Source organism: Roseivirga sp., assembly GCF_965216855.1.
Taxonomy (GTDB): domain Bacteria; phylum Bacteroidota; class Bacteroidia; order Cytophagales; family Cyclobacteriaceae; genus Roseivirga.
Genome location: NZ_OZ244204.1, coordinates 549,289 through 572,280, shown reverse-complemented (window position 1 = coordinate 572,280; position 22,992 = coordinate 549,289). Strand labels below are relative to the sequence as shown.

Below are 22,992 nucleotides of genomic sequence, written 5' to 3'. Positions count from 1 at the left end.
TTTTGGTAGAACAATAATTACAATTGTTCAGCAAGGTGTTTTGGTTTTTGAATTCCCTGTTTCAATATGACTATTGCTGTACAGGAACAGACAGTGTGTATTCTGTGGTAATCCTTTTGGGATTGATTACGATGTAAAATTGCTATTGAATTTTTCATAATCCAAAGTTTTTAGCTCGCTCTCGAAAATTTGTTTAATAAATCGACCCTTTTTTAGTTTAAATGGTTGGAAAGTCTCCCGTACTTATCCGTAATTCAAACTCAGATTACATTGAAGGCCAAAGTATTCATAACTGTTATTCTTTTACTGCTCCTTTCAGGAGCAGCTTACTGGTACTATGTTCTAAAACGACCAAACTCCGAAATAGAACACATTCTCCCTGAAACTAGCTTATTTACTATTCATGGAGAGAATTTGAGAGAGGGTATAGAGGCTATTGAAAGCTACTCCTGGTTTACCACTGTAAAGAGTATTCCCTTCGTAGAAAATTTAACCGAATGGTCGGCCAGGGTCGATTCTCTTGAAGCTGAAGGCTCATTGCAATCCAAGGTAACAGAGCTGCCATTCTGGATTTCGTTTCATTCAACCGGTAGTGATCATATTACACCGCTATACATTATAGAGGCTAAGGGCTTTGACTGGAAGAGAGAGAACATTGTAAAAATACTACAACTCATTACGGAGGAGTCTTTTAATACCAGCCTTCAGGTGTTTAATGGGTTTGAACTCATCAATGTAAATGGTGCTAATGCCCGGTTGGTGATGATGATTCAGGGTAAATATCTGGCCATATCAGAAGAAAACCTGTTGGTAGAAGATGTGGTTAGAGCGGTTGAGAATGAAGGCAGTCGCCTGGTAGATAATAGCTATAATTCAACAGTATCTGGTGACGTGCAGTTGATCTTAAATAATAAGAGACTCGGTGAGTTGCATAATGTCTTTTTCAAAGAAGGGATAGAGGGAAGAAGCCCGGGGAAAGTATCTCTTCTCAATCTCAACTTTACTGAAGATGGTATTTTAGCCCAGGGTAATTCAACCGGAGCTTCTCAAACAACATTAGGAGAGTCAAGCCTCTTTGGGAAAAACCTGATTCCTGTTACTTCTACAAGTTTTGAATGGCAGCCGGTAGGAATTGGCCTGGAAGGTTTTGCTACTCTGTTGAAGCCAGAACTACTTTCTATTTCTCTGGATATGAATTTTGCTGAAGTCTCAGAAGTAGTTTTAATCAATACCGCAGATACTACTTATTTGAGGAGGGAGTTGAATCGTATTTCTGAATCGAAGGTAAGTGCTCAGGATTCAACAGTCTATAGTGAATCCTACCTCAATACAGATCTGGGCTACATTCAACAGAGCGATTTTGTTCAGCAACTTACATCTGATCAGGTAAACATGGCAGAGCCATATTTTGCCATATTCCAGAACACACTCATTCTTAGTGATAATCTCGATGCCTTAAAAACAGTGATGAACGAATTCGATAATGAGTCTACCTGGGGTAAGTCAGTTGAACTGAGAAGAATACTTGATGACATGGTTCAGGATACTGATCTGACTTTAGTGAAAGACTTTAATTATGGTTCGGAGGCCTTAATGGAAGAACTGAAACCCGTGTGGGTAGATTTTCTTGGTGAGAACAGTGGTCTAAAGTCACTGCTGAATAGATTATTGGTACAATTAAATTCCAGTAACAATGGCTATTTAGTCACTTCGAATCTAAGATTTAATGAAGTAAAGGCAACTGCGGTTGCTGATTCACGCCCAGACAATACGGTGCCTGCTGATCTCAAGGTAAAAGCCAATGTTTTTGCTGACACAGTGTTGCGTACCAGGCCTTTCGTGGTCAGGAATCATGTCAATTCGAATCTGGAGGTAATCTTTCAGGATGCTAACCAATCACTCTATTTGACCACAAGACAAGGAGAGATACTTTGGAAACAGCCTGTCAATGGTTCAATCATCGGGCCTATTCATCAGGTGGACTACTATAATAATAAGAAACTCCAGTACCTGTTCTTTACAGACTCTCTGGTTCACCTGATAGATAGAAATGGGGAAATGGTTGAAGGTTTTCCTAAGCCCTATTCAAGTCCTATGACGATTGATGGTTCGGCTGTAATAGACTATGACAACAGTAAACGATACCGATACCTGGCTAAAGACAGAAGAGGTAATATTACGCTCTTTGACAAAGAAGTAAATGCATTGGAAGGTTGGAACCCACTCGAACTAGGCTCAGAGTTATTGCAGACTCCTTTCCATGTAAGAGTCAGGGGACGTGATGCCTTTGTTGCTGTAGAACGTACAGGCGAGATTTCCCTATTGAATAGGAGAGGAGAATACTATAATGGTTTTCCAACCAGCTTTGATCTAAGGTATAAGGGAGATGTCTCCCTGATTAAGGGACCAAACTTTGCCGGAACCAGATTGGCAGTAATTGGTGAAGAGGGAAAACTAATGGAGGTGAACTTCGAAGGAAAAGTCATTCAGGAGAAGCAGCTCTTCCGACCAACCACCCGAAGCGAGTTTTCTTTGGTAAATGACGTATTGGAGACAGGTTACAGTATTCTGAGGAATGACCTGAACCGTATAGCCTTCTACAATATGTCAGGAGAAACGGTATTTGAGATTCCATTCGATAATTCCGGGCAATTGAATGCTGAGTTCTACAATTTCAGAAATGGTAAGGAATTATATGTAGTGAGAGATCTTGCCAGAAATCAGTTATACCTATTCAATAATAGAGGTGAGCAGATTTGTCCGGTGATACCGGCATCAGAAAGAATTGGTATTCTATACTATCAGAATTTATCAGAGTACGAAGTCTTTGTTAACTTCGCCAATCAATTGAATATCTATGCCATCGATGCGCAGTAGTTTGACCAGGCTTATCGCCATTTTTTTGTTCTTCTGCATTTCAGTCCCGCAACTGTGGTCTCAGGCTGACTCATTGCCTGACAGGTTCAGCAGCCCGTATGAAGCTGTGTATAATCACCTGAATTATTTGCAGGATGAGAACTATATTCCGGCTCAGGCTGCGAAATCTTTGTTTAGAGGGGAAAGAACTCAAAAACAACTGAATAACCTGGCAGTTGAACTGAAGCAAATACTGGATGGCTCCGGTAATTACATTCAGCTCGATGATATACCTAAGTCTGAGAATTACTATGATTCACTCACCAGGCGTAACCGCTATGTACTAACCAAAGACTTTCCAGAGATATATGTCCAGCTTTATGGAGATAAGTGGCAATTCTCGGATTACTCTGTCTCTCAGATCGACAGAATCCACAAAGATGTATTCCCTTATGGAACCGATAAGCTTTTGAATATTCTGCCTAACCTGGGCACTACCAAATACCTGGGCTTACACTTATGGCAATATCTCGGTATTCTGATACTGCTTTGCGTAGGTTTCTTAATTCACCTGGTCTTTACCGTAGTACTAAGAAAAATTCTTTTTGGCCTATTGCATAAGTATGGTAAACTGGATTTGGCCAATCAATACCTCAATCCTGTTGTAAAGCCTTTCAGTTTGATGATCATAGCGGTATTTGCGAAGATTCTGATTCCAGTATTGCAATTGCCAGCCCTGATAGCAACTACTTTGGTTCTGCTATCCAAAGCCCTGATTCCATTCTTTGCCGCCATCTTCTTCTACAAACTGGTGGATGTACTTGGCCAGTACATGCGGAAGATGGCAGACAGAACTCAGAATACGCTTGATGACCAGCTCGTGCCATTGGTCACGAAAATGCTCAAGGTTTTTGTGGTCATTATCGGAATTGTGGGTGTGCTCAATGGTTTTAACTTTGATATCTGGCCAATACTGACTGGCTTGTCTATTGGAGGTTTGGCTTTTGCGCTGGCAGCTCAGGATACACTTAAGAATTTCTTTGGGTCATTGATGATCTTCATTGACAGACCTTTCCAGATTGGAGATTGGGTGACATCAGGAGATATTGATGGTACAGTAGAGGAGGTTGGATTCCGTTCTACCCGCGTTCGAACTTTTCGCGATTCTGTGATGTATGTACCCAATAGCGTAATCTCCAACAGCATGGTAGACAACCATGGCAAGCGTCAGTATAGAAGGTTCTATACCAGGCTGGCCATTACCTATGATACACCAGCCAGACTGATAGAGGTATTTGTGAGGGGGGTTGAGGAGATTGTGAATAAACATCCCGAAACAAGAAAGGACTATTATAATATCTTTTTAAACGAATATGGAGGTAGTGCACTGGAGGTAATGCTCTATATATTCTTTAAAGTACCTGACTGGAATAATGAACTGAGATGTCGCCAGGAAATAATGCTTGAAATCAATAAGCTGGCTGAACATCTTGGAGTAAGGTTCGCGTTCCCGACTCAGACTTTGATGATTGAACAAGTTCCTGGTCAAAAAGGTCTTACTCCAGAATACAAGCAAACAAAAGAGGAAATGGAAGAGGAGCTAAAGGCCTTCTTCAGTAAAAAGTAAACTTTATGAAATTCGATACTAAAGCCGTTCATGCCGGAGTTCATCCGGACCCATCTACCGGAGCCATCATGACTCCGATATTTCAAACATCGACTTACGTACAAAAATCGCCTGGTGATCATCAGGGTTTCGAGTATTCAAGAACACAGAACCCTACGAGGTTCGCTCTACAGGATAGTATTGCTGCTTTGGAGAATGCCAGCCACGGTCTTGTATTTGGTTCTGGTCTGGCAGCTATAGATGCCGTAATTAAGCTTTTAAAACCTGGTGATGAAGTGATCAGTGCCAATGACCTATACGGTGGTACTTACAGAATTTTCACCAAGGTTTTCGAAAACTTCGGTATCAAATTCCATTTTATCAATATGGAAGATGTAGCCAATATTGAGAACTACATCAATGAGAATACCAAGTTGGTTTGGCTGGAAACACCCACCAACCCCATGATGAACATTGTTGATATTAAAGGTGCATCGGCTATTGCCAAAAAGCATAACCTGATCCTTGGAGTTGACAATACCTTTGCCTCTCCGGCACTTCAAAACCCTATGGACCTGGGAGCTGATATTGTGATGCATTCGGTAACCAAGTATTTGGGAGGGCACTCAGATGTGGTAATGGGGGCATTGGTGATGAATGATGAGATACTGTATCAGAGACTAGCCTTTATTCAAAACTCATGTGGTGCCGTAGCGGGTCCTCAGGACTGCTTCCTTGTGTTAAGAGGAATCAAGACATTGCACCTGAGAATGCAAAGACATTGTGAGAATGGTGAAAAGGTTGCCAGGTATTTGGCTAGCCATCCAAAAGTGAATAAAGTCTACTGGCCTGGTTTCGATTCTCATCCTAACCATGCAATTGCCAAAGAACAGATGAAGGGTTTTGGAGGAATGATTTCTTTCACGTTCCATGAAGATGATATGAAAGAGTCGTTCAGGGTGATGGAGAACTTTAAAGTGTTTGCTCTGGCCGAATCTTTAGGTGGAGTAGAGTCAATGGCGAACCACCCGGCTACCATGACTCATGGCGCTATTCCGAGAGAAGAGAGGATGAAAGTTGGTCTTTTGGACTCGTTGATCCGACTAAGTGTAGGGATTGAAGATGCTGAGGATCTGATTGCCGATCTGGAACAGGCTATTGGCTAAAAAATCACACCAAATATTATTGCCTTTAAAGCCCCGAAAGTATCGGGGTTTTTTGTTGCGTGAATTTCAGTCCCAATTTTATACGGTTCATCCGTGATATGACCCACTTGAGAAAAATATTCTCCTTTTTTTACTGTGAGGATTAAACTTTTTCAGAACTTTGTCGTCAAATAGAGTATAGAAAAACAAATAATATTTGGTAACACTGTTTTAACAAAGCCTAAACACAAACGTAAAAATTCGAAACAACAACGGTCATGAGAAAGCAATTTACAACACAGAGAAAATGGTCAGCCGCAATGGCAATAATGCTAGGCATTATGGTAACATTTATGGCAGCAATTCAATCGTTCGGAACAACTGAACCAGAAGAATTGATAGTGTACGACATTAAAGGTTCTTTAGATAGAGCTTATGCTGAGGTAATCGAAGAAGAGTTTGACTTTGAGTTACCCGCTACTAATCTGGAAACCATTAAAATTTATGGTAATAATGACGAGTTAGTTCTTACCATCGTAAAGGAAAAAGGTGGAGTAATTGAGAATGAGAAGGCACAGAGACTGTTGAATAAAGCAGAATATCTGGCAGATTATTCAAACACCTACATCTACCGTTTGGAAGAGTAATTAGATCATTAAACAAAGAAATTAGAAGCCACCTTGTTGAAGGTGGCTTTTTTTGTGCCACTAATGTAAAATTAGCTGGCTATTTTCTTTATATGTAATCGTCTTCATAACTTTTAAACTCTCAAACTACGAGAATATCAGTATCAAACTAATAACTATGAAGACGACTAGAAACTTGAAGATCAAACTATGGGTGATGGTCTTTGCTCTGATGCTGACTTCGGTATATGATGCCGAGGCCCAGCGAAGGAACAGAGGTAGGTCATCAACGCCTGCACCAGACCCTAAGGTTGATGTGTACAAAGGAATTGAGTGGCGCTCTATTGGACCTTTTAGAGGCGGACGCTCAAGCACTGTAGCCGGTGTAGCCAATGAACCCAACGTATTCTACATGGGGTCTACCGGTGGCGGTGTTTGGAAAACAGACAACGGTGGAGAAACCTGGAAGAATGTTTCCGATGGCTACTTTGGTGGTTCTATCGGTGCTGTGGCCGTTAGTGAATCTAACCACGATGTAATCTATGTAGGGCAGGGTGAGCAAACTGTTCGTGGTAACGTATCTTCAGGCTTTGAGGGTATGTGGAAGTCTACTGACGGTGGAGAAACCTGGACCAACATTGGTCTTACAGATGCCATGCACGTGGGTAGAATCAAGATTCACCCAAATAATCCAGATATCGTTTGGGTAGCTGTTATGGGTGATTTGTTCAAATCATCTGAAACCAGAGGAATCTATAAAACAACTGATGGAGGAAAGACCTGGAAAAGAACACTATTCGCCAATGCTGATGCAGGTGCGGTAGATATCACGCTCGATCCGTCCAATCCTGACTTTATGATGGCCAGTACCTGGAGAGTCAGAAGAACTCCTTACAGCCTTACTTCAGGCGGAGAAGGTTCAGGAATCTGGAGATCTAACGATGGCGGAGAGACCTGGGAAAACATTATGAACAAAAGAGGTATGCCAAAAGGACCTTATGGTATCAGTGGTGTAGCTATTTCTCCGGTTAATCCGGATGTAATCTATGCCATCATTGAAGCTAATGAAGGTGGTGTTTATAAATCAACAGATGGTGGTGATACCTGGACTCATCCTAATGACAGCCGTTCCCTTCGTCAGAGAGCCTGGTACTACACCAGAATTTATGCAGACACTAAAGATGTTAACAAAGTATATGTAATGAACGTGGGCTTCCATGTGTCGACAGACGGTGGAAGAACCTTCAACCAAAAGAGAACACCGCATAGTGATCATCACGATTTATGGATCGCTCCGGATGATAACATGAGATTGGGTGTTTCTGATGATGGTGGTGCTCAGGTATCATATGATGGTGGTGATAACTGGTCAACCATGATGAATCAGCCAACTGCACAGTTCTATCGCGTAGTCACGGACAACGCATTCCCTTACAGAATATATGGAGCACAGCAGGATAACTCAACCGTTAGAATCAATCATAAGACCTTTGGCTTTGCTATAACAGAGAATGACTGGGAAGGTACAGCAGGAGGTGAGAGTGCTCACTTGGCACCGAAGCCAGATAATCCAGACATCGTTTATGGTGGTAGCTATGGTGGACTTCTTGTAATGGAAGATCACGATAAAGGGATCAGCAGAAACGTTAATGCATGGCCTGATAACCCAATGGGTCACGGAGCGGAAGATTATAAATACAGATTCCAATGGAACTTCCCGATCTTCTTCTCTCCACATAACCCTAACAAACTTTACACTACATCTAACCATGTGCACATGACCACCAATGGCGGTCAGTCATGGGAAATCATAAGCCCTGATTTAACCAGAGCTGAGCCGGATAAACTAGGTAAGTCTGGTGGTCCGATTACATATGATGATACTTCTGTAGAATACTATGCGACTATCTTCGCTGCTACTGAATCGCCATACGAAGAAGGTGTTATCTGGGCAGGTTCAGATGATGGTTTGATCCATGTAACAACCGATGGCGGAGACAACTGGACTAATGTGACTCCTCCGGATATGCCTAAGTATTTGATGATCAACTCAATTGATGCTGATCCTTTTGTAAAAGGTGGTGCATACATTGCCGGTACGCAATACAAATTAGGCGACTATCAGCCATACCTTTACAAGACGAAAGACTATGGTAAAACATGGACTAAGATTACTGATGGTATTCCAAACGACTACTTCACCAGAGTGGTAAGAGCCGATCCGGGAAGAGAAGGGTTACTTTATGCCGGTACTGAGAGAGGTATGTTTGTTTCATTTGACGATGGAGCCTCCTGGAAGCCTTTCCAGATGAACTTGCCAGTGGTTCCAATTACTGACCTGACCATTAAGGATAATAATCTGATTGCTGCTACTCAAGGTAGATCTTTCTGGATGATCGATGATTTGACTATTCTTCATCAGTTGTCTGATGAAATTGCTGGTAAACCAGTACACCTGTTCAAACCAATGGATGCTTACAGACTCTTAGGGTCTGGCGGAGGATTCAGACGCTTTGGTGGCGGAGGTGGTGGAAACACTAACCTGTTGTTTGGTGAAAACGCCCCTGCTGGTCCGGTAATGTACTTCAACCTGAAAGAAGCTCCAGCTGCCAATACCAAAGTAGCTATTGAAATCTACGGTTCTGATGGTGAGTTAATTAAGAGTTTCCCTCAGAGAGGCTTGAAAGCCGGGTTGAATTCATTCAACTGGGATATGAGATCTGAAGGTCCAGAAGGCTTTGATGGCCTGATCATGTGGGCTGCTTCAGTTCGTGGACCTGGTCCAATGTATCCAACAGGAGAATACACTGCCAAACTTAAAGTAGGTGACGATGTTCAGGAAACCACCTTCAATCTCATCAAAGACCCTCGTTATGGAGCATCAGATGCTGATATCAAGGCCCAGTTTGATTTCTTGAGAACTGTGACCGATAAGGTGACTGAGATGCACCGTGCCATCAAAGACATTCGTGAGGCGAGAGCCCAAATGGATGATCTGATTGGTAAAATCAAAGGTGAGGATCGCTACAAAGAAGTAGTTGAAGCAGGAAAAGAGCTGATGGCTAAAATGACTGAGGTAGAAGAGGCATTGTATCAAACCAAGAATGAGTCTGGTCAGGATCCTCTGAACTTCCCTATTCGCCTGAATAACAAACTGGCTGCCTTATTGGGTGTTGCCGGAAGCGGTGAGTGGAGACCTACTAAGCAGTCAGAAGATGTAAGAGTGGAGTTAACTCAGCAGATCGATGCTGAATTAGCCAAGCTGAGAACCATCATGAATAATGACTTGCCAGCCTTCAATAACCTGGTGAAGCAAAAATCAGTAGACTTCATTGTGATCAAAGATCGAGGTAATTAATCTGATTGATAAAATCATTAAAAAGGCTCCAATTTGGAGCCTTTTTTATTGGACATACTTCAAGTTGATGTACTCTTTCCAAAAGGAAATGTATCTTAGACTTGGATTCACACTAGACTATTGACTATGTCTTTCACCATAAAGACACGCTTCGGCTTATTAGGGCTTATTTCCTTTTTCTTCCTTTCTCTTGTTGGATGGGCTCAGGATTTAGATTCACTTCGAAATGTAACCCAGGCCGATTTTCATGATACTGTCAAGGTTAGGGCATATGTGTCTCTTGGAAGGGCCCTTGAATCGTCAGATTTCGATTCCGCGCTTTATTATTATCAACAAGGTTTAGAATTAGCCCGGTCAGGCCTTATGGATCCTTTTCCAAAGTTCGAGGGCCTGGTGCTCGAGAATATAGGCTTCGCTTATTACTATGGAATGGGAGACCGGTTGAGGCTGAGAACTTTCCTGAAAGGGGCCATGGCAACACACAAATCAGCAGGTTTGATTGAGGAACTGTCTAAAACAGAATATAACCTCGCCACATTCTATAGTAATTTCTCTATGTATGACAGTGCTGTTTACCATTATGATCAGGTAATAGCCAGAAACAAGGCTACCGGTATTATGGTCGAAATGGTTAATTGTTTGAGTTCTTCCGGCTTAAACAGTTACTATTTAAGGCACCTGGACAAAGCAGCCGAAAGTTTGGTAGAGGCCATACGCTATTCAAAGGAGAATGGTGATACAGCCAGAATCTTTGCTCCATATATGAATTATGGATTGGTGTTGAAGGAACAAGGTCAGTATGAGAGGGCCAAGGAGTACATGAAGAAGTCTCAAAGTCACCTCGAAAGGATTAATCATCAAAGGGGAATATCGCTGGCTTATACGAACATAGGCCAGATTCTAATCCTTCAGGACAGTCTGGATAAAGCATTCGACTCTTTCACCAATGCCTGGGAAATAGATAAGACACTAGGGAGAAGTGCTGTTGACTATTACAACAATATCGCATGGGTTGAAAAACAACGGGCTGATTATCGAAAAAACCATGACTACATGATGGAAGCTGTTAGGTCAATCCCGGAAGGATATGCTCCAAAATCTATCGCTGATGTCTATGGGAGCCTCGTAGAAGCTAAAATTCTTCTTGCCGACTCCGTTTATTTTGATCTTTCTAGTGAGAGAAGGACCTTGTACCAGGAAGCACTACCTTATGCTGAAAGAGGCTGGCAAATGGCAGATAGTGTTAATTCAGGCAATGTAAAACTGAAAATGGCTGAGATGTTGGCTTTGGTGAACTCAAAACTAGGCAGGTTTGAAGAAGCATTCAGATTCAGTCAAATTGCCAAAACACTTTCTGAAGAGATTAATGATCAGGCAAGAACAGATGCCATTGCCAGAATGACTACGGAATTTGAGACAGAAAGAGTTGAGGGTGAAAACGCACTACTTCAGGAAACGCAAAAGAGACAGTCTGCTCAATTGAAACAACAGCGATATCTGATGATGACCGCATTGTTGATTCTTTTATTAATAGTGGTTTTTACTGTACTCATTCAACGTAATAGGCTTAAGCTCAAGAAGGCCAATGAAGAGGTCGAAAAATCTCTAAATCAAAAAGAACTACTCTTAAAGGAGATCCACCACAGAGTGAAAAATAACCTACAGGTCATTTCCAGCCTGCTCGACCTTCAGGCCAGAGGAATAGACGATGAAAAGGCACTGGCTACTTTCATGGAAGGACAGAACAGAGTGAAAGCCATGGCCTTAATCCATCAGAAACTTTATCAAAATGAAGATTTAGCCACCATTGATTTCGCAGAGTATGCCGAACAATTGATGAACGAATTGGCTACTATTTACCCATCGGCCTCAGGAGTACGAACGCATGTGAAGGCTACAGACAAAATGAATTTTGATGTGGATACAGCCATTCCATTGGGGCTTATCTTAAATGAACTCATTTCTAATGCTTACAAGTATGCTTTTACAGACCAGGAACCGGGCGAGATCAGTGTTTCTATAGAATCACTCGGTGAGGGTAAGCATCAACTAACGGTAAGTGATACAGGGCTTGGCTTGCCGGAGGGTTTTGACTTTTCCAAAGCCAAAAGTCTTGGACTTCGCCTGGTAAGACGACTGGCTAAACAGCTTTATGGAACAGTTACATATTCTAAAGAGGCCGGAGCCAAATTTGTTATTATCTTCACAGATACGCTGGAGAGACGAACAACTTAGATGAGTAAGGTAAAAATCCTTGTGGTAGAAGATGAAATGGTAATTGCGGATAATATCTGCCTTATCCTGGAAGACCTGGGTTACGAAGTACTGGAACCTGCTATTAATTATGAGGAAGCTGTCCAAACCATTGAGTCTGATCAACCCGACATTGCCATTCTTGATATTCAGTTGGGAGGCAAAAAGGACGGAGTAGACCTGGCCTGGCAGATTAAGGAGAATTATAACATTCCATTTATTTTCCTTACCTCAAATGCCGATGCTGGTACCATTGACAGAGTTAAAAAGGTATCTCCTCCGGCATATCTTGTCAAACCTTTTAAAAAGGATGATCTGTACACATCTATCGAGTTGGCTCTGCATAATTATGCCGAGCTAAGTGGGACAAGCAAAGAAGAGGAGCTGCTGATAAGGAATGCTATTTTTGTCAAGGACAAGAACCTCTTTCATAAGATTAAACTAGATGACATTCGCTTTCTCAAAAGTGATCATGTATATGTAGAAGTGCATACAACAAATAACCACAAGCACTTAATACGTGGAAGTTTAACAGACCTTTCTGAAAGACTTCCCAAAAACTTCTATCGTACCCACCGCAGCTACACCATCAATGTTGATCATATGGATGCTGTTAATTCCGCTTATGTACTGATAGGACAGGAGCAGATACCTATAGGAAAGAACTATCGCGAAGATTTGCTAAGGCAGATAAGGATAGAATAGTCTTATACTCCTAACTGATGCATTCCGTCACGAACCAATAGTTATTTAAAAGATTGGATGGACAGGCACTAGTGTGCTTCGGTTATCAATAACGGATGGAAAAAGGAATGCGAGGACCTTGGTTATCAATCTTTCAGAACAATAAAGCTGGGGTTAAGAACAAATTTTTTAATGTCTGATGCCACGCTTCTATATTTCCAATGCTTTGTAAGAATTAGAATATTAACAATAACAGTTGATGGGCTATTGGTTGAGGTTAATGGTCCGAAAAGCCACCGTATGGGTGGCTTTTCCTTTCAATATGAATTAGGTATAAAACGATAAACTGATTAATTTCAAGAGACTTTTACCAAAGAACCGACACATGAAAAGAGTATTTTCAACCATGATAGCTGTGGTGGCACTTTGTCTGATCAGCTTTTCTGCACAAGCTCAGTCAGATGATGATGTGCAAAGAAATGATTATCTCATCATCGTTGCCAATTCAGCTGATAAAGCTGATAATGAAAAGGTACTGGCCGATATGAAGAAGCAATTTAAGGATGCCGGCTTGTATTATGATGAGTCTGAAAAGCAGTACTACGTCTACATTGAGAAGTATTACAGTAAATCAGGTGCAGATTATGCCGTTTGGTGGCATAAGAAGGAAAACAAAGACTTGCCTAAAGTTTGGGCTAAGACCGTTCCGGTTAAGGCTGAAAACTAATTTGAGGTATATACCTGTTTCGGCACCTTAGATTCAAGATGCTGAAACAGGATATTAATAGACTAAGCTTCTTTTTGCTCCTTGATGATGGCTCTGAATTCCTCATTCATCAGGCCATAGTCATAGAATGCCATACCATTGGCATTGGTCTGCCTGACTAATTCAATCGCTTCTTTTAACTCTTCATTGTTCTTGTCTGCCAGATAGAAGGCAGTGTAAAGAGGTTTGCTACCATTCAGGTCTTTAATTCCCTCTTCGGTAGCTCGTTTCATAAAGTCTATGTCCTCAGCATAAAACTTATAGTAGATCATAGGGAATACAAAGTCGAGGTTCCATTTATCCCAGTCCTGTCGAACCATCATTCTGGCCAGGGAAGGGGTGGCAAAGACAGAGGCCGAAAGCTTCTTGCCTCTTTGATGCACTCCATCAGCAATTTTATTGACGAGATTTGTGATAGAATCATACCTGAATTGCTTCCATTTTTCATCCTGGCTCGGGTCTTCTAAATCGAGTGGATCATAACCTTGTTCTGACGTGAACTTAGAGCGGCAGTCTTCACAGTAGCAGAAGTCGAACTCAGGCATTTCATGATCCTGGACCAGATCATACTTTTCCCATAGCCCACGAGGTAAGATAACATCGCAATAGCGAACATAGTCAAGTTGAACACCATCCAATCCGTCTATGTCGCAAATCTCCATCATACCATTGTAAACGAACTCCTGCACTTCAGGCTTGGTAGGGCAGAGCCATTGATAATAATCTACATAGGGCCTTACATCATAGCAGGAATTACCTTCTCTACTTACGGCATACCACTCTGGATGCTGTTGAGCAGTTTTATCTCCCGGACGGTTCATTGTCCATTGCCAGGCATGTATTTCCAGTCCATGTTTTTTAGCCGCAGGAATAGCTTTCTCCAGTACCGGTTTTCCACCGCCAACCAGAACACCAAAGAAGCCTAAAGACTTGAGTCCGGCCAATTCTTCATCCCATTGAGCCTCGGTTTTATTTCCTCCACCTGTCCAAACCCACAGCTTGAAGTCTTTCTCTTCTCCGGATTCTCCTTCACAAGATTGAAAGAATACCGGGGCACTTAAAATGGCGGCTGATCCTAGCCCAAGTTGTTTAATAAAGTCTCTTTTATTCATATTCCTTAATTGTGAGATTCATTCTCAAATTTCTTAAAGGCTTCCTTATCGGTGTTTTTTATTTCGACTATTTCAAATTTGGTAGCTTCAAGCTTATCTACATTTAAAATGGATAGATAATCTTTGATGATACGTTGGTCAATTTTAACCTTACCGCTTCCCAACCAATGCCTATCGTTTCCATCGAGTTTAACTCCTGAAACCCAATAAATTTCTTTGGTTATTAGGTCGTAGTAGTTACCATCTTGTTGGGGACTTTTTAGCTTTTTGAGAGCGAGACCGTTGAAGTAAATTGTTTTTCCAGACTTAGAATACTCGACAAATCCAATCCAAGCCATTCCTTTATGATCTTGTTTAGACTTGTGCTCGATATATAAAATTTTGTCATTAATTGCCATTACTTAAACTCTTTCCACAGTCTTCCGGTCTCATCGATATGCCATAAAATACCGGCATTGAACGGATGCTGCATAATGGCGTGATATCGATATTTATCAGCCTGTAATTCCCATACAATGGGCCGACCTACATTGAATACTTTCGAGCTGAGTAATTCATCTTTGCTGGTATTGAATTCACCCTTGTCCTTCTTATACTGTTTCTGGCTTCGATGAACGTGAGAGAGCAGTTGTCTGACCTCTTCAGAGCCGAAATCAGAAACATATTGGTCAGTTTCCCCGACAACACTGGCAGAAAACATCACCTGTCCCCAAAATTCAGGTTCATGCATGTTGATCACCCTCTGCGGTGACCAAACCCAATTGTGTTCAACAGGCCGCTTTCTGTCAGGATTAATCACTTTCTCATACTGTCCATTGACTATGCGGGTATCCCATTGTACCCTGGAGAAATTAACCCTCCATACATCTCTTGCTTTGGGTGCCTTACCTTTAAAGGCAGCCTCTTCCAGAACTGACCAGGGCATTGCCACTTCAACCGACCAGTATTTATCTTTGTCTGAAGGGTCGTTGAGACTGCCTTCAATGTGCACGGCTGATTGAAGACCGTTGATGTCCCAGTTATCAATAGCCTGTCCATTATCACGATAAGCTCTGGTTAGCATCAGGTCCCAGACAGTATTGAAGGCATTCACTTCGAACTCATAATAACTTTGAGTATCTCCATCTGGATCAATGAAGATTTCAAAGTCATTGTCATAAAAAATGACGGTATCTCTTTGTTTCAGCCTGGCCCAAATATGAGGTTCCTCCAGTTCAGCATAGAAATAGAAGTAATCTTCATCCCAAAGCATTTTTACACGGGTTTGAAGAGAGGGGGCTGGGCGTTTGTCACCTTCAATATCCACGAAGTCACTTGTCCATTGGGCATTGATCCACGAAGACTCATCTGCTTTTCCATCAATAACAATAGTCTCGGCAGGCTGCTTACATATATAAGCCCTGCTCTCTATTAAAGGATACTGAGCGTAGGCGAGTGTTGAGAGAAGGAGTATTAAGGTTGTAGTATAAAGTCTTAGCATAAAAAAATCCTCTCTTTTCAGGGAGAGGATTCAATATCATTAATTCGGCCTAATTATTAAAAAAGGTTGATGCCAAAATATGTTTTCAATACTGTAATAATGAAAATAAAGGCCAGGATAATAGGAGTCAGGTAGCTGATTGCAAAGTTCAGGTACTTCTGAACAAATGAGCCTTTATAGTTTGGAGCACCCTGAGCCAATTCCTCATCCAGATTATGTTTCTTCCAAACATGAGCCGCAAAGAAAACGATCAGGCAACCTCCCAAAGGAAGGAAGGAATCGTTGGCTACGTTAGCAACAAAGCTTAGGAAGTCAGTTGCACTTTCCGCCCCCGGATAGGTAATGAAGTTGGTGAAGAAATCGGAATAACCATTACCTAAGAGGGAAGGAATACCAATCAGGTAGATGAGTCCCGCAACGATCCAAACCGCACGTTTTCTGTTCACTTTCTTTTCGTCCACCACATAGGCTACAGGAACCTCTAAGAGAGATACGGTAGAAGTAAGCGCAGCAAAACAGAGAAGAACAAAGAATACCGTACCTGCTATAGTGCCTAGTGTACCTCCAATGGTTCCGAAAATGCTTGGTAGCGTTACGAAGATCAATGCCGGGCCATTGCCGACACCATCCATAGTGCCACCACTCATAAAGCCTATCAGTGGGAAGATCATTAAACCGGCAATTACTGCGATACCTACATCGGCAAGGGTAATCAAAGCTCCTGCAGTTACAATATTCTCTTTCTTGTCAACATAAGATCCATATGTAATGAGGGCACCCATTCCCAGTGATAGTGAGAAGAAAGCCTGTCCCAAAGCGTTGGTAATTACCTCAGCATTAATTTCAGAAAAGTCAGGAACCAGGTAGAATTTCAATCCATCCATGGCATTTGGCAGAGTCAATGAGTATACTACCAGAGCCAGAATCATGATAACCAGTGTTGGCATTAAAAACTTAGCGGCTTTTTCTATACCACCTGAAACACCTTTCGAAACCACATAGGCAGTTGTTGCCATAAAGAGTAGTCCATAAGCACCTACTTTGAAGACATCTTTCACGAATTCTCCAAAGTGATCTGCTATACCAAAGTTTCCTGAGGCCATTTCGAAGATGTATCCGAAAGCCCAACCCGCAATAACGTTATAGAAGGACAGAATAAGGAAACCACTAAAGATTCCCATTTTTCCCACGAAATTCCATTTACGGAATCCAAGTGAGTTAAAAGCTCCAACAGGGTTCTTTTCAGTTTTACGACCGATGGCGATTTCTGTAACCATCACAGGATAACACAAGATGAAACAGAAAATCAGGTACATTACCACAAAGGCAGCGCCACCTCCTTGACCTACTTCATATGGGAAACCCCAGATATTACCTAAACCAACTGCCGAACCTGCTGCGGCAGCAATAAAACCGAGTCTGCTTGAAAATCCTCCTCTAGTAGCCATGCATTAAATTTTAAAACTCGAATATATAGGATTCTCTTTGGTTATGGCGGGCATCCATATAAAAATTCGTCTTTGTCTAGTGAGAAAGAGCAAAAGCTCATTTTTGGAATGAATAGAGACGAAAAGAAAGGGCCGCAAAGCAAAATTGTTTATACTTGAAGTTGAACCAAACCTGTGGAGATGCCTTTTTTTACCAATGACGCTATCGTACTCGGCTTGTTGATTGTAGTGGTGGCCTGGGTGTTTTATACATCCAATTCACCAAAACCATTCTGGAAGAAGTTCTACACCTTTGTCCCCAGTATCTTGCTGTGCTACTTCCTGCCGGCCCTTTTAAACTGGCCACTGGGGCTCATCGATGGTGAAGAGTCAAACCTCTACTTTGTGGCATCCCGCTATTTGCTGCCGGCATCTCTGGTACTGCTTTGTCTCAGCATTGATATCAAAGGAATTCTTAACCTTGGACCAAAGGCCATCATCATGTTTTTGGCTGCTACTGTGGGGATTGTTTTAGGTGGCCCCCTGGCGATTCTGGTCATTTCCACCATCGCCCCCGGAGTTTTAGATGTGGGTAACGGTGAAGAAGTATGGAGAGGATTGTCGACAGTAGCCGGTAGTTGGATTGGTGGCGGAGCCAATCAGGCTTCTATGAAAGAAATCTTTGAAGTAAGTGATGACCTCTTTGCTACCATGATTGTGGTAGATGTCATCTGCGCGAATATCTGGACCGGATTCTTACTTTACGGTGCGAGCATCACGAAAAAGGTTGACGCCTGGCTGAAGTCCGATACCTCTGCCATCGATGAATTGAAAGACAGAGTGGAGAAGTACCAGGCCAGTATAGCCAAAATTCCTAACCTTTCAGAAACCTATATGATCCTGGCCATTGCCTTTGGAGGTACAGCACTGGCCCATTGGGGTTCGGATGTAATTGCGCCATTACTGGAAGCCAGAATGGATTGGCTGGAAAAATACTCTCTTGAATCTCTTGCTTCAGGCTTTTTCTGGATAGTGGTGATTGCCACAACCGTAGGAGTGGGCCTTTCATTCACCAAATACAGAAAGTATGAAGGAGCCGGAGCCTCTCGCCTGGGAAGTGTTTTCATCTTTATTCTGGTCGCTACCATTGGTATGCGAATGAATATCAGAGAAGTCTTCGACAACCTGGGTTTGTTTTCAATAGGGATTACCTGGATGCTTTTTCATGTCATTATCATGGTGGTGGTAGCCAAGATCATTCGGGCACCGTTCTTCTTTGTGGCAGTGGGCAGTCAGGCCAATGTGGGAGGTGCCGCATCCGCTCCGGTAGTTGCTTCCGCCTTTAGTCCGGCACTGGCCCCTGTAGGTGTGTTACTCGCTGTGTTAGGCTATGCACTGGGTACCTATGGCGCACTGATCTGCGCCCAGTTAATGTCTTATGTATCTCCTTAAAGAGCTTTTACTTATTCCTACTGTTTAACTCAGTCTGAATTTTCTTACGCAATCCACCAAAAGCAAGGAAAGGATAACCGATACCCAGAACCAGAAATATGGGAATCATCTGATAACCCTTAGGTGCATTCTGAACATAGGATACAATAGCAATAGTAATTGAGGCCAGAATGGCTGCTACATACATGGCCATTTGAATCTTCTTAAAGCGATTGAGTTTGATGTTTAACTCTTCAATGCTATACCCAGCGTATTCGTTCTGATCGTTCATGACTTGATAATCACGGTTTAACTAGAATTGTTTAATAGGTTTCGAGAATCTGGAATAACTCGTCCAGTTTAGGAGTAAGAATAATCTCAGTTCTTCTGTTCAAGGCTTTGTTCTCAGGCGTATTATTCAGCTCTATAGGAGAGAATTCTCCTCTACCTGAAGCAGTAATGGCTTCCGGATTTACTCCATTACTCACCAGAATTCTGACGATAGAAGTAGCCCGCATAACGCTTAGATCCCAGTTGTCATTCATGTACTGCGATGTTCTTGAAATAGGTACATTGTCTGTGTGGCCTTCAACCATAATATTGATTTCACTATTTCCCTTAAGGGCATTAGCAAGTTGTTTCAACGCATTGGCTCCTTGTTCGTCAACTTTGTTGCTTCCTGAACCGAACAGTAGTTTCTCGGCAAGAGAAACGTAGACCTTGCCATTCTTCACTTCAACCTTTAGCTCACCCTCGTCAAAGTTGAGCAGAGCATCAGTCACACGTCTTTTGAGTTGTTGTACGGCCTGCTCTTTATCAGCTATCAACTTTTCTAATTCAGCTACGCGGGCTTCTCGTTTAGCCAGGTCTTCAGCCAGTTCCAGGTTCTTTTTTCTTTCAATTTCCAGATCGTCCTGAATGGCCAACAGGCGCTGTTGTTGTTGAGCGAGGTCTGTACTCAGCTCATTACTATTGTTGAGTAGGTTTTTATAAAGCTGATTGACTCTCTCATATTCACCCTGAACCGTATTGAACTGCTCCTGAAGAAAATCGAGGTCTTTTTGAAGTACCTCAGACTTGCTTTTAAACTCTTCTACCTGTACTTCCAGACGGCTGATTTTCTCTTCGGCTATTTCTAGTTTTTCCTTCAATTCAGCATTCTCGGTTTCAAGATTGGTCTTTTCATTGAACAGTGCATCGAATTCCTTTTTAGCCACACAGGAGCTAAGATTGATAAGAATTAAGGTGAAAAGTAAGAGTTGAGCTTTTTGACGATTCATTGCTTTGGGTTTATTAACAAAGATGCCGAATTCATTTGACAATTGAATTGGACAGTCTTGAAATTGAAATTTGATAATTCAATATGTTATGCATGCAGAGAAAATTCAATAACTTGATCTTCAACCTATGATGAAATATTAATGAGAACTGAAGGAATGTTAAGAGATGGTGCGCTGAAAGGACAGACCATTATAGTTACAGGTGGTGGAACCGGTTTGGGCCGCTCAATGGGGAAGTATTTCCTTGAACTGGGAGCTAACCTGGTGATTACCAGTAGGAAAATGGAAGTGCTGGAAAAGAGTGCAGCCGAACTGGAAGAAGAAACCGGAGGTAAAGTACTGCCTATTGCTTGTGATGTAAGAGATTATGAGCAGGTAGAAAACGTATTGAAGGTTACAGAAGAGAAGTTCGGAACGATACATGGGCTGTTGAATAATGCAGCCGGTAATTTTGTAAGTCCTACAGAACGCCTTTCCAATCGTGCCTTCGATACCATTATAGATATAGTCCTGAAAGGGAGTACCAATTTTACTCTGGCCCTGGGTAAAAAGTGGATTGAGCAAAAACAAGCCGGAACAGTGCTCAATATTGTCACTACCTACGCCTGGACCGGCTCCGGATATGTAGTGCCATCGGCCTGCGCAAAAGCTGGTGTTCTGGCCATGACTCGTTCTTTAGCTGTTGAATGGGCCAAGTATAAAATCAGGTTGAATGCTATTGCCCCAGGGCCATTCCCAACCGAAGGTGCCTGGAGCAGACTGTTACCCGGTGACCTGGTAAAGAAATTCGATCCGGCTAAGCTCGTACCGGTAGGAAGAGTAGGAGACCATCAGGAACTGGCTAACCTGGCGGCCTATCTCATGTCAGACTATTCAGCCTATGTGAATGGCGAAGTGGTAACCATAGATGGAGGCGAATGGCTTATGGGAGCAGGCGAGTTCAGCCATCTGGAGAAAATACCTCAGGAGATGTGGGATATGCTGGAAGCTTCGAGAGGAAAAAAGCAATAAGCCCCAAACTGCTTTGGGGCTATTGGAAAGCCAAACGGAAGATTAAGAAAATCGACCTTTAGACAATAGCTGATTAAGTAATGCTTGTGATCTAAAATTAATTCTTCAATTGAGTGCCTGCTTTGTGAGAGGATTTCAGGTACTCAATACCATTATCTTAATACAGTCCTCAAAAACTTCACATAAACTTTAAATTGGCTAACTGCTGAACTAACATTGGCGTACTAGTTTTCCTAAATGATCAGGAAGCTAGTCTTTTACTGTTTCTTTCTGGAGATTTGTATCTCTTTGAATGCCCAGATAAAGAGCAATAACGTACTGATCCCCACCTCATCCAATTCGGCAAATACCCTTTCTGTTCAACTCAGGTCCTTGAACGATCTCGGTAATTTCTATGCCTCCAGCGATCCCGATTCGGCTTTTTACTATGCCAAACTGGCTATGGACCGTGCCCTGGAAAATGGTGATGAGTTAAACTATGCCATAGCCCGTAGAACCATTGGTGAAATCTTTTATCTGCAAGGCGCTTATGACAATGCCATTTCTTACCTCACCGATGCTTTAAAAATCTTCGATCAGCTGGATGAGCAAGGTGAAACAGCTCAGACCATGCTGGCCTTAGGGGCAGCCTATCAATTTCACGACTTATGGGAAAAAGCCCTGCAGGAATACCATCTGGCCAGAAACCTCTTTCAATCATTGAATGATTCCTCCGGACTGGCAGAGACCTATGGAGTAATAGGTCATTACTATGAGAAAACGGCCCATGCCGACTCAGGCTTCTATTATCAGCAAAAAGCCTTGAAAATTTATCAGCAGCTGGATGATAGCAGGGGATTGGCCATCATCTATGATAACATTGGTAGTATTCATGAAGACCTGGGCGATTTTGAAGAAGCCTATCGTTACTTTCTCCTGTCTGCCAAATACGATTCTATTTGTAATAACCTGCCTGCCCTGGTCAACACTTTGAACAACATTGGAGACACTTATAGAAAACGCGGAGTGGTAGACGAATCCGTCAGATACACCACTATGGCACTTGAACTGGCAGACTCTCTGCATTTAAATTATGAAATACTAAGTGCATACCATGATCTGGCAAAGACCTATCGGGCTCACAGTAATGCTGAATTGGCACTGACTTATTACGACAGTGCCTATGAGTTTTCTCAAAGGCTTTTCAATTCTCAGATTGCCGGACAGATTGCCAACTTTCAAACCCTATACGAAACACAGGAGAAAGAACAGGCCATCATACAACTGGAATCAGAGCAGCGGATTAGCGGCCAGACGAGAAATACTATGATTGTGGGTTCACTTGGTCTTATCTTCTTTGTCACCTTGGTGGCACTTCAGGAAAGACTTAGGCGAACCAAGGCCACTGAGGCACTAAAGGCCCAAAAGGCTTTAAGTGATGCGAAAATCAAGAATATTGAACTCGAACAGCAAGCCTTGCAGACCCAACTGGAAAATAAACGACTAAAAGAAGAGCAATTCTACCTGGAACTGGAAGCCCGCAGTCAGGACCTCACTACTAAGACACTGCACATCATTCAAAAGAACCGATTACTGAAAGACCTGCGCGAGCAGATTACTGCTCTGGAAAAAGAATCTGAAATGAAGGCAGATGTGGTGAATAAGCTATCCGTTTCTATCGATAAAGGGTTTCAGTTCGATCGGGAGTGGGAGCATTTCCAGGACAGCTTCAATCAGGTCCACGATGATTTCTCTGTGAGAATTAAAACTGACTACCCTGAGTTGACAGACTCTGAGGTCAGGCTCTGCGCATTGATCAGAATGGGTATCTCCTCCAAAGATATTTCCACTCTGTTAGGTATTACTCCTGAGAGCCTGAGAGTCTCACGTCACAGGTTGAAGAAGAAACTCGAATTACCTTCCGGCCAGAAAGTGCAGGAATACCTGATCAGCTTCTAGTCATTCGTACAAGGTAAGC

At 42.3% G+C, this 22,992-nt stretch carries 17 protein-coding genes; 11 read left to right on the top strand and 6 right to left on the bottom strand.

Going from position 1 to position 22,992, the window contains the following annotated elements:
• The first annotated feature begins 270 nt into the window (after positions 1–270).
• From ACOOEY_RS02540 to ACOOEY_RS02505, 8 genes are all read left to right on the top strand, one after another.
• On the top strand, positions 271–2,877 hold the full coding sequence (locus ACOOEY_RS02540) for a hypothetical protein (protein WP_420387104.1): 2,607 nt from the start codon (positions 271–273) through the stop codon (positions 2,875–2,877).
• Positions 2,867–4,483: a mechanosensitive ion channel family protein gene (locus ACOOEY_RS02535; protein WP_420387103.1), complete on the top strand. Its 1,617-nt coding sequence runs from the start codon at positions 2,867–2,869 to the stop codon at positions 4,481–4,483. The genes ACOOEY_RS02540 and ACOOEY_RS02535 overlap by 11 nt, the downstream gene beginning before the upstream one ends.
• Before the next feature lie 5 nt (positions 4,484–4,488).
• Positions 4,489–5,628 carry a cystathionine gamma-synthase gene (locus tag ACOOEY_RS02530; protein WP_420387102.1) on the top strand — a complete coding sequence of 380 codons (1,140 nt, stop codon included), beginning with the start codon at positions 4,489–4,491 and terminating at the stop codon, positions 5,626–5,628.
• Between the two features lie 257 nt (positions 5,629–5,885).
• Positions 5,886–6,254 (top strand): hypothetical protein, encoded by a 369-nt coding sequence (locus ACOOEY_RS02525; RefSeq protein WP_420387101.1) that lies wholly within the window; start codon positions 5,886–5,888, stop codon positions 6,252–6,254.
• A 157-nt stretch (positions 6,255–6,411) separates the two neighbouring features.
• Positions 6,412–9,591 carry a VPS10 domain-containing protein gene (locus ACOOEY_RS02520; RefSeq protein ID WP_420387100.1) on the top strand — a complete coding sequence of 1,060 codons (3,180 nt, stop codon included), beginning with the start codon at positions 6,412–6,414 and terminating at the stop codon, positions 9,589–9,591.
• Between the two features lie 126 nt (positions 9,592–9,717).
• A complete protein-coding gene (locus ACOOEY_RS02515) occupies positions 9,718–11,826 on the top strand; it encodes a histidine kinase dimerization/phosphoacceptor domain -containing protein (RefSeq protein ID WP_420387099.1) in 2,109 nt (702 codons plus the stop codon).
• Positions 11,827–12,549, top strand: coding sequence for a response regulator (locus ACOOEY_RS02510; RefSeq protein WP_420387098.1), 723 nt, complete (start codon positions 11,827–11,829; stop codon positions 12,547–12,549). It begins immediately after the preceding gene.
• Positions 12,550–12,913: 364 nt separating this feature from the next.
• Entirely contained in the window at positions 12,914–13,255 is a 342-nt protein-coding gene (locus ACOOEY_RS02505) for a hypothetical protein (RefSeq protein ID WP_420387097.1), read from the top strand.
• Positions 13,256–13,317: 62 nt separating this feature from the next.
• On the opposite strand, the gene ACOOEY_RS02500 is transcribed toward ACOOEY_RS02505, so the two are convergent.
• Genes ACOOEY_RS02500 through ACOOEY_RS02485 form a run of 4 tightly spaced genes read right to left on the bottom strand, consistent with a single transcriptional unit; the run spans position 13,318 to position 17,334 of the window.
• Entirely contained in the window at positions 13,318–14,406 is a 1,089-nt protein-coding gene (locus ACOOEY_RS02500; protein WP_420387096.1) for a family 10 glycosylhydrolase, read from the bottom strand.
• Between the two features lie 5 nt (positions 14,407–14,411).
• Positions 14,412–14,804 carry a hypothetical protein gene (locus tag ACOOEY_RS02495; RefSeq protein ID WP_420387095.1) on the bottom strand — a complete coding sequence of 131 codons (393 nt, stop codon included), beginning with the start codon at positions 14,802–14,804 and terminating at the stop codon, positions 14,412–14,414.
• Complete coding sequence (locus ACOOEY_RS02490) at positions 14,804–15,886, bottom strand: carbohydrate-binding family 9-like protein (RefSeq protein WP_420387094.1); 1,083 nt, start codon at positions 15,884–15,886, stop codon at positions 14,804–14,806. Before ACOOEY_RS02490 ends, ACOOEY_RS02495 begins: the two co-directional genes overlap by 1 nt.
• 56 nt (positions 15,887–15,942) lie before the next feature.
• Complete coding sequence (locus ACOOEY_RS02485) at positions 15,943–17,334, bottom strand: sodium-dependent transporter (protein ID WP_420387093.1); 1,392 nt, start codon at positions 17,332–17,334, stop codon at positions 15,943–15,945.
• Positions 17,335–17,514: 180 nt separating this feature from the next.
• Between ACOOEY_RS02485 and ACOOEY_RS02480 the strand changes: the two genes are divergently transcribed.
• A complete protein-coding gene (locus tag ACOOEY_RS02480; protein ID WP_420387092.1) occupies positions 17,515–18,765 on the top strand; it encodes a DUF819 domain-containing protein in 1,251 nt (416 codons plus the stop codon).
• Positions 18,766–18,772: 7 nt separating this feature from the next.
• Here the strand turns inward: ACOOEY_RS02480 and ACOOEY_RS02475 are convergent, their stop codons facing one another.
• Positions 18,773–19,036 carry a hypothetical protein gene (locus ACOOEY_RS02475; RefSeq protein WP_420387091.1) on the bottom strand — a complete coding sequence of 88 codons (264 nt, stop codon included), beginning with the start codon at positions 19,034–19,036 and terminating at the stop codon, positions 18,773–18,775.
• Between the two features lie 31 nt (positions 19,037–19,067).
• Positions 19,068–20,024 (bottom strand): OmpA family protein, encoded by a 957-nt coding sequence (locus ACOOEY_RS02470; protein WP_420387090.1) that lies wholly within the window; start codon positions 20,022–20,024, stop codon positions 19,068–19,070.
• Positions 20,025–20,165: 141 nt separating this feature from the next.
• On the opposite strand from ACOOEY_RS02470, the gene ACOOEY_RS02465 reads away from it, so the two are divergent.
• A complete protein-coding gene (locus ACOOEY_RS02465) occupies positions 20,166–21,035 on the top strand; it encodes an SDR family oxidoreductase (protein WP_420387089.1) in 870 nt (289 codons plus the stop codon).
• 237 nt (positions 21,036–21,272) lie between these two features.
• Positions 21,273–22,973 carry a tetratricopeptide repeat protein gene (locus ACOOEY_RS02460; protein WP_420387088.1) on the top strand — a complete coding sequence of 567 codons (1,701 nt, stop codon included), beginning with the start codon at positions 21,273–21,275 and terminating at the stop codon, positions 22,971–22,973.
• Positions 22,974–22,992: the final 19 nt, after the last annotated feature.

Coding starts and splice junctions, on each gene's coding strand:
- ACOOEY_RS02465 (WP_420387089.1), top strand. CDS start 20,166: ATGAGAACTGAAGGAATGTTAAGAGATGGTGCGCTGAAAGGACAGACC.
- ACOOEY_RS02495 (WP_420387095.1), bottom strand. CDS start 14,804: ATGGCAATTAATGACAAAATTTTATATATCGAGCACAAGTCTAAACAA.
- ACOOEY_RS02520 (WP_420387100.1), top strand. CDS start 6,412: ATGAAGACGACTAGAAACTTGAAGATCAAACTATGGGTGATGGTCTTT.
- ACOOEY_RS02505 (WP_420387097.1), top strand. CDS start 12,914: ATGAAAAGAGTATTTTCAACCATGATAGCTGTGGTGGCACTTTGTCTG.
- ACOOEY_RS02515 (WP_420387099.1), top strand. CDS start 9,718: ATGTCTTTCACCATAAAGACACGCTTCGGCTTATTAGGGCTTATTTCC.
- ACOOEY_RS02510 (WP_420387098.1), top strand. CDS start 11,827: ATGAGTAAGGTAAAAATCCTTGTGGTAGAAGATGAAATGGTAATTGCG.
- ACOOEY_RS02475 (WP_420387091.1), bottom strand. CDS start 19,036: ATGAACGATCAGAACGAATACGCTGGGTATAGCATTGAAGAGTTAAAC.
- ACOOEY_RS02485 (WP_420387093.1), bottom strand. CDS start 17,334: ATGGCTACTAGAGGAGGATTTTCAAGCAGACTCGGTTTTATTGCTGCC.
- ACOOEY_RS02470 (WP_420387090.1), bottom strand. CDS start 20,024: ATGAATCGTCAAAAAGCTCAACTCTTACTTTTCACCTTAATTCTTATC.
- ACOOEY_RS02535 (WP_420387103.1), top strand. CDS start 2,867: ATGCGCAGTAGTTTGACCAGGCTTATCGCCATTTTTTTGTTCTTCTGC.
- ACOOEY_RS02525 (WP_420387101.1), top strand. CDS start 5,886: ATGAGAAAGCAATTTACAACACAGAGAAAATGGTCAGCCGCAATGGCA.
- ACOOEY_RS02530 (WP_420387102.1), top strand. CDS start 4,489: ATGAAATTCGATACTAAAGCCGTTCATGCCGGAGTTCATCCGGACCCA.
- ACOOEY_RS02490 (WP_420387094.1), bottom strand. CDS start 15,886: ATGCTAAGACTTTATACTACAACCTTAATACTCCTTCTCTCAACACTC.
- ACOOEY_RS02460 (WP_420387088.1), top strand. CDS start 21,273: ATGATCAGGAAGCTAGTCTTTTACTGTTTCTTTCTGGAGATTTGTATC.
- ACOOEY_RS02500 (WP_420387096.1), bottom strand. CDS start 14,406: ATGAATAAAAGAGACTTTATTAAACAACTTGGGCTAGGATCAGCCGCC.
- ACOOEY_RS02480 (WP_420387092.1), top strand. CDS start 17,515: ATGCCTTTTTTTACCAATGACGCTATCGTACTCGGCTTGTTGATTGTA.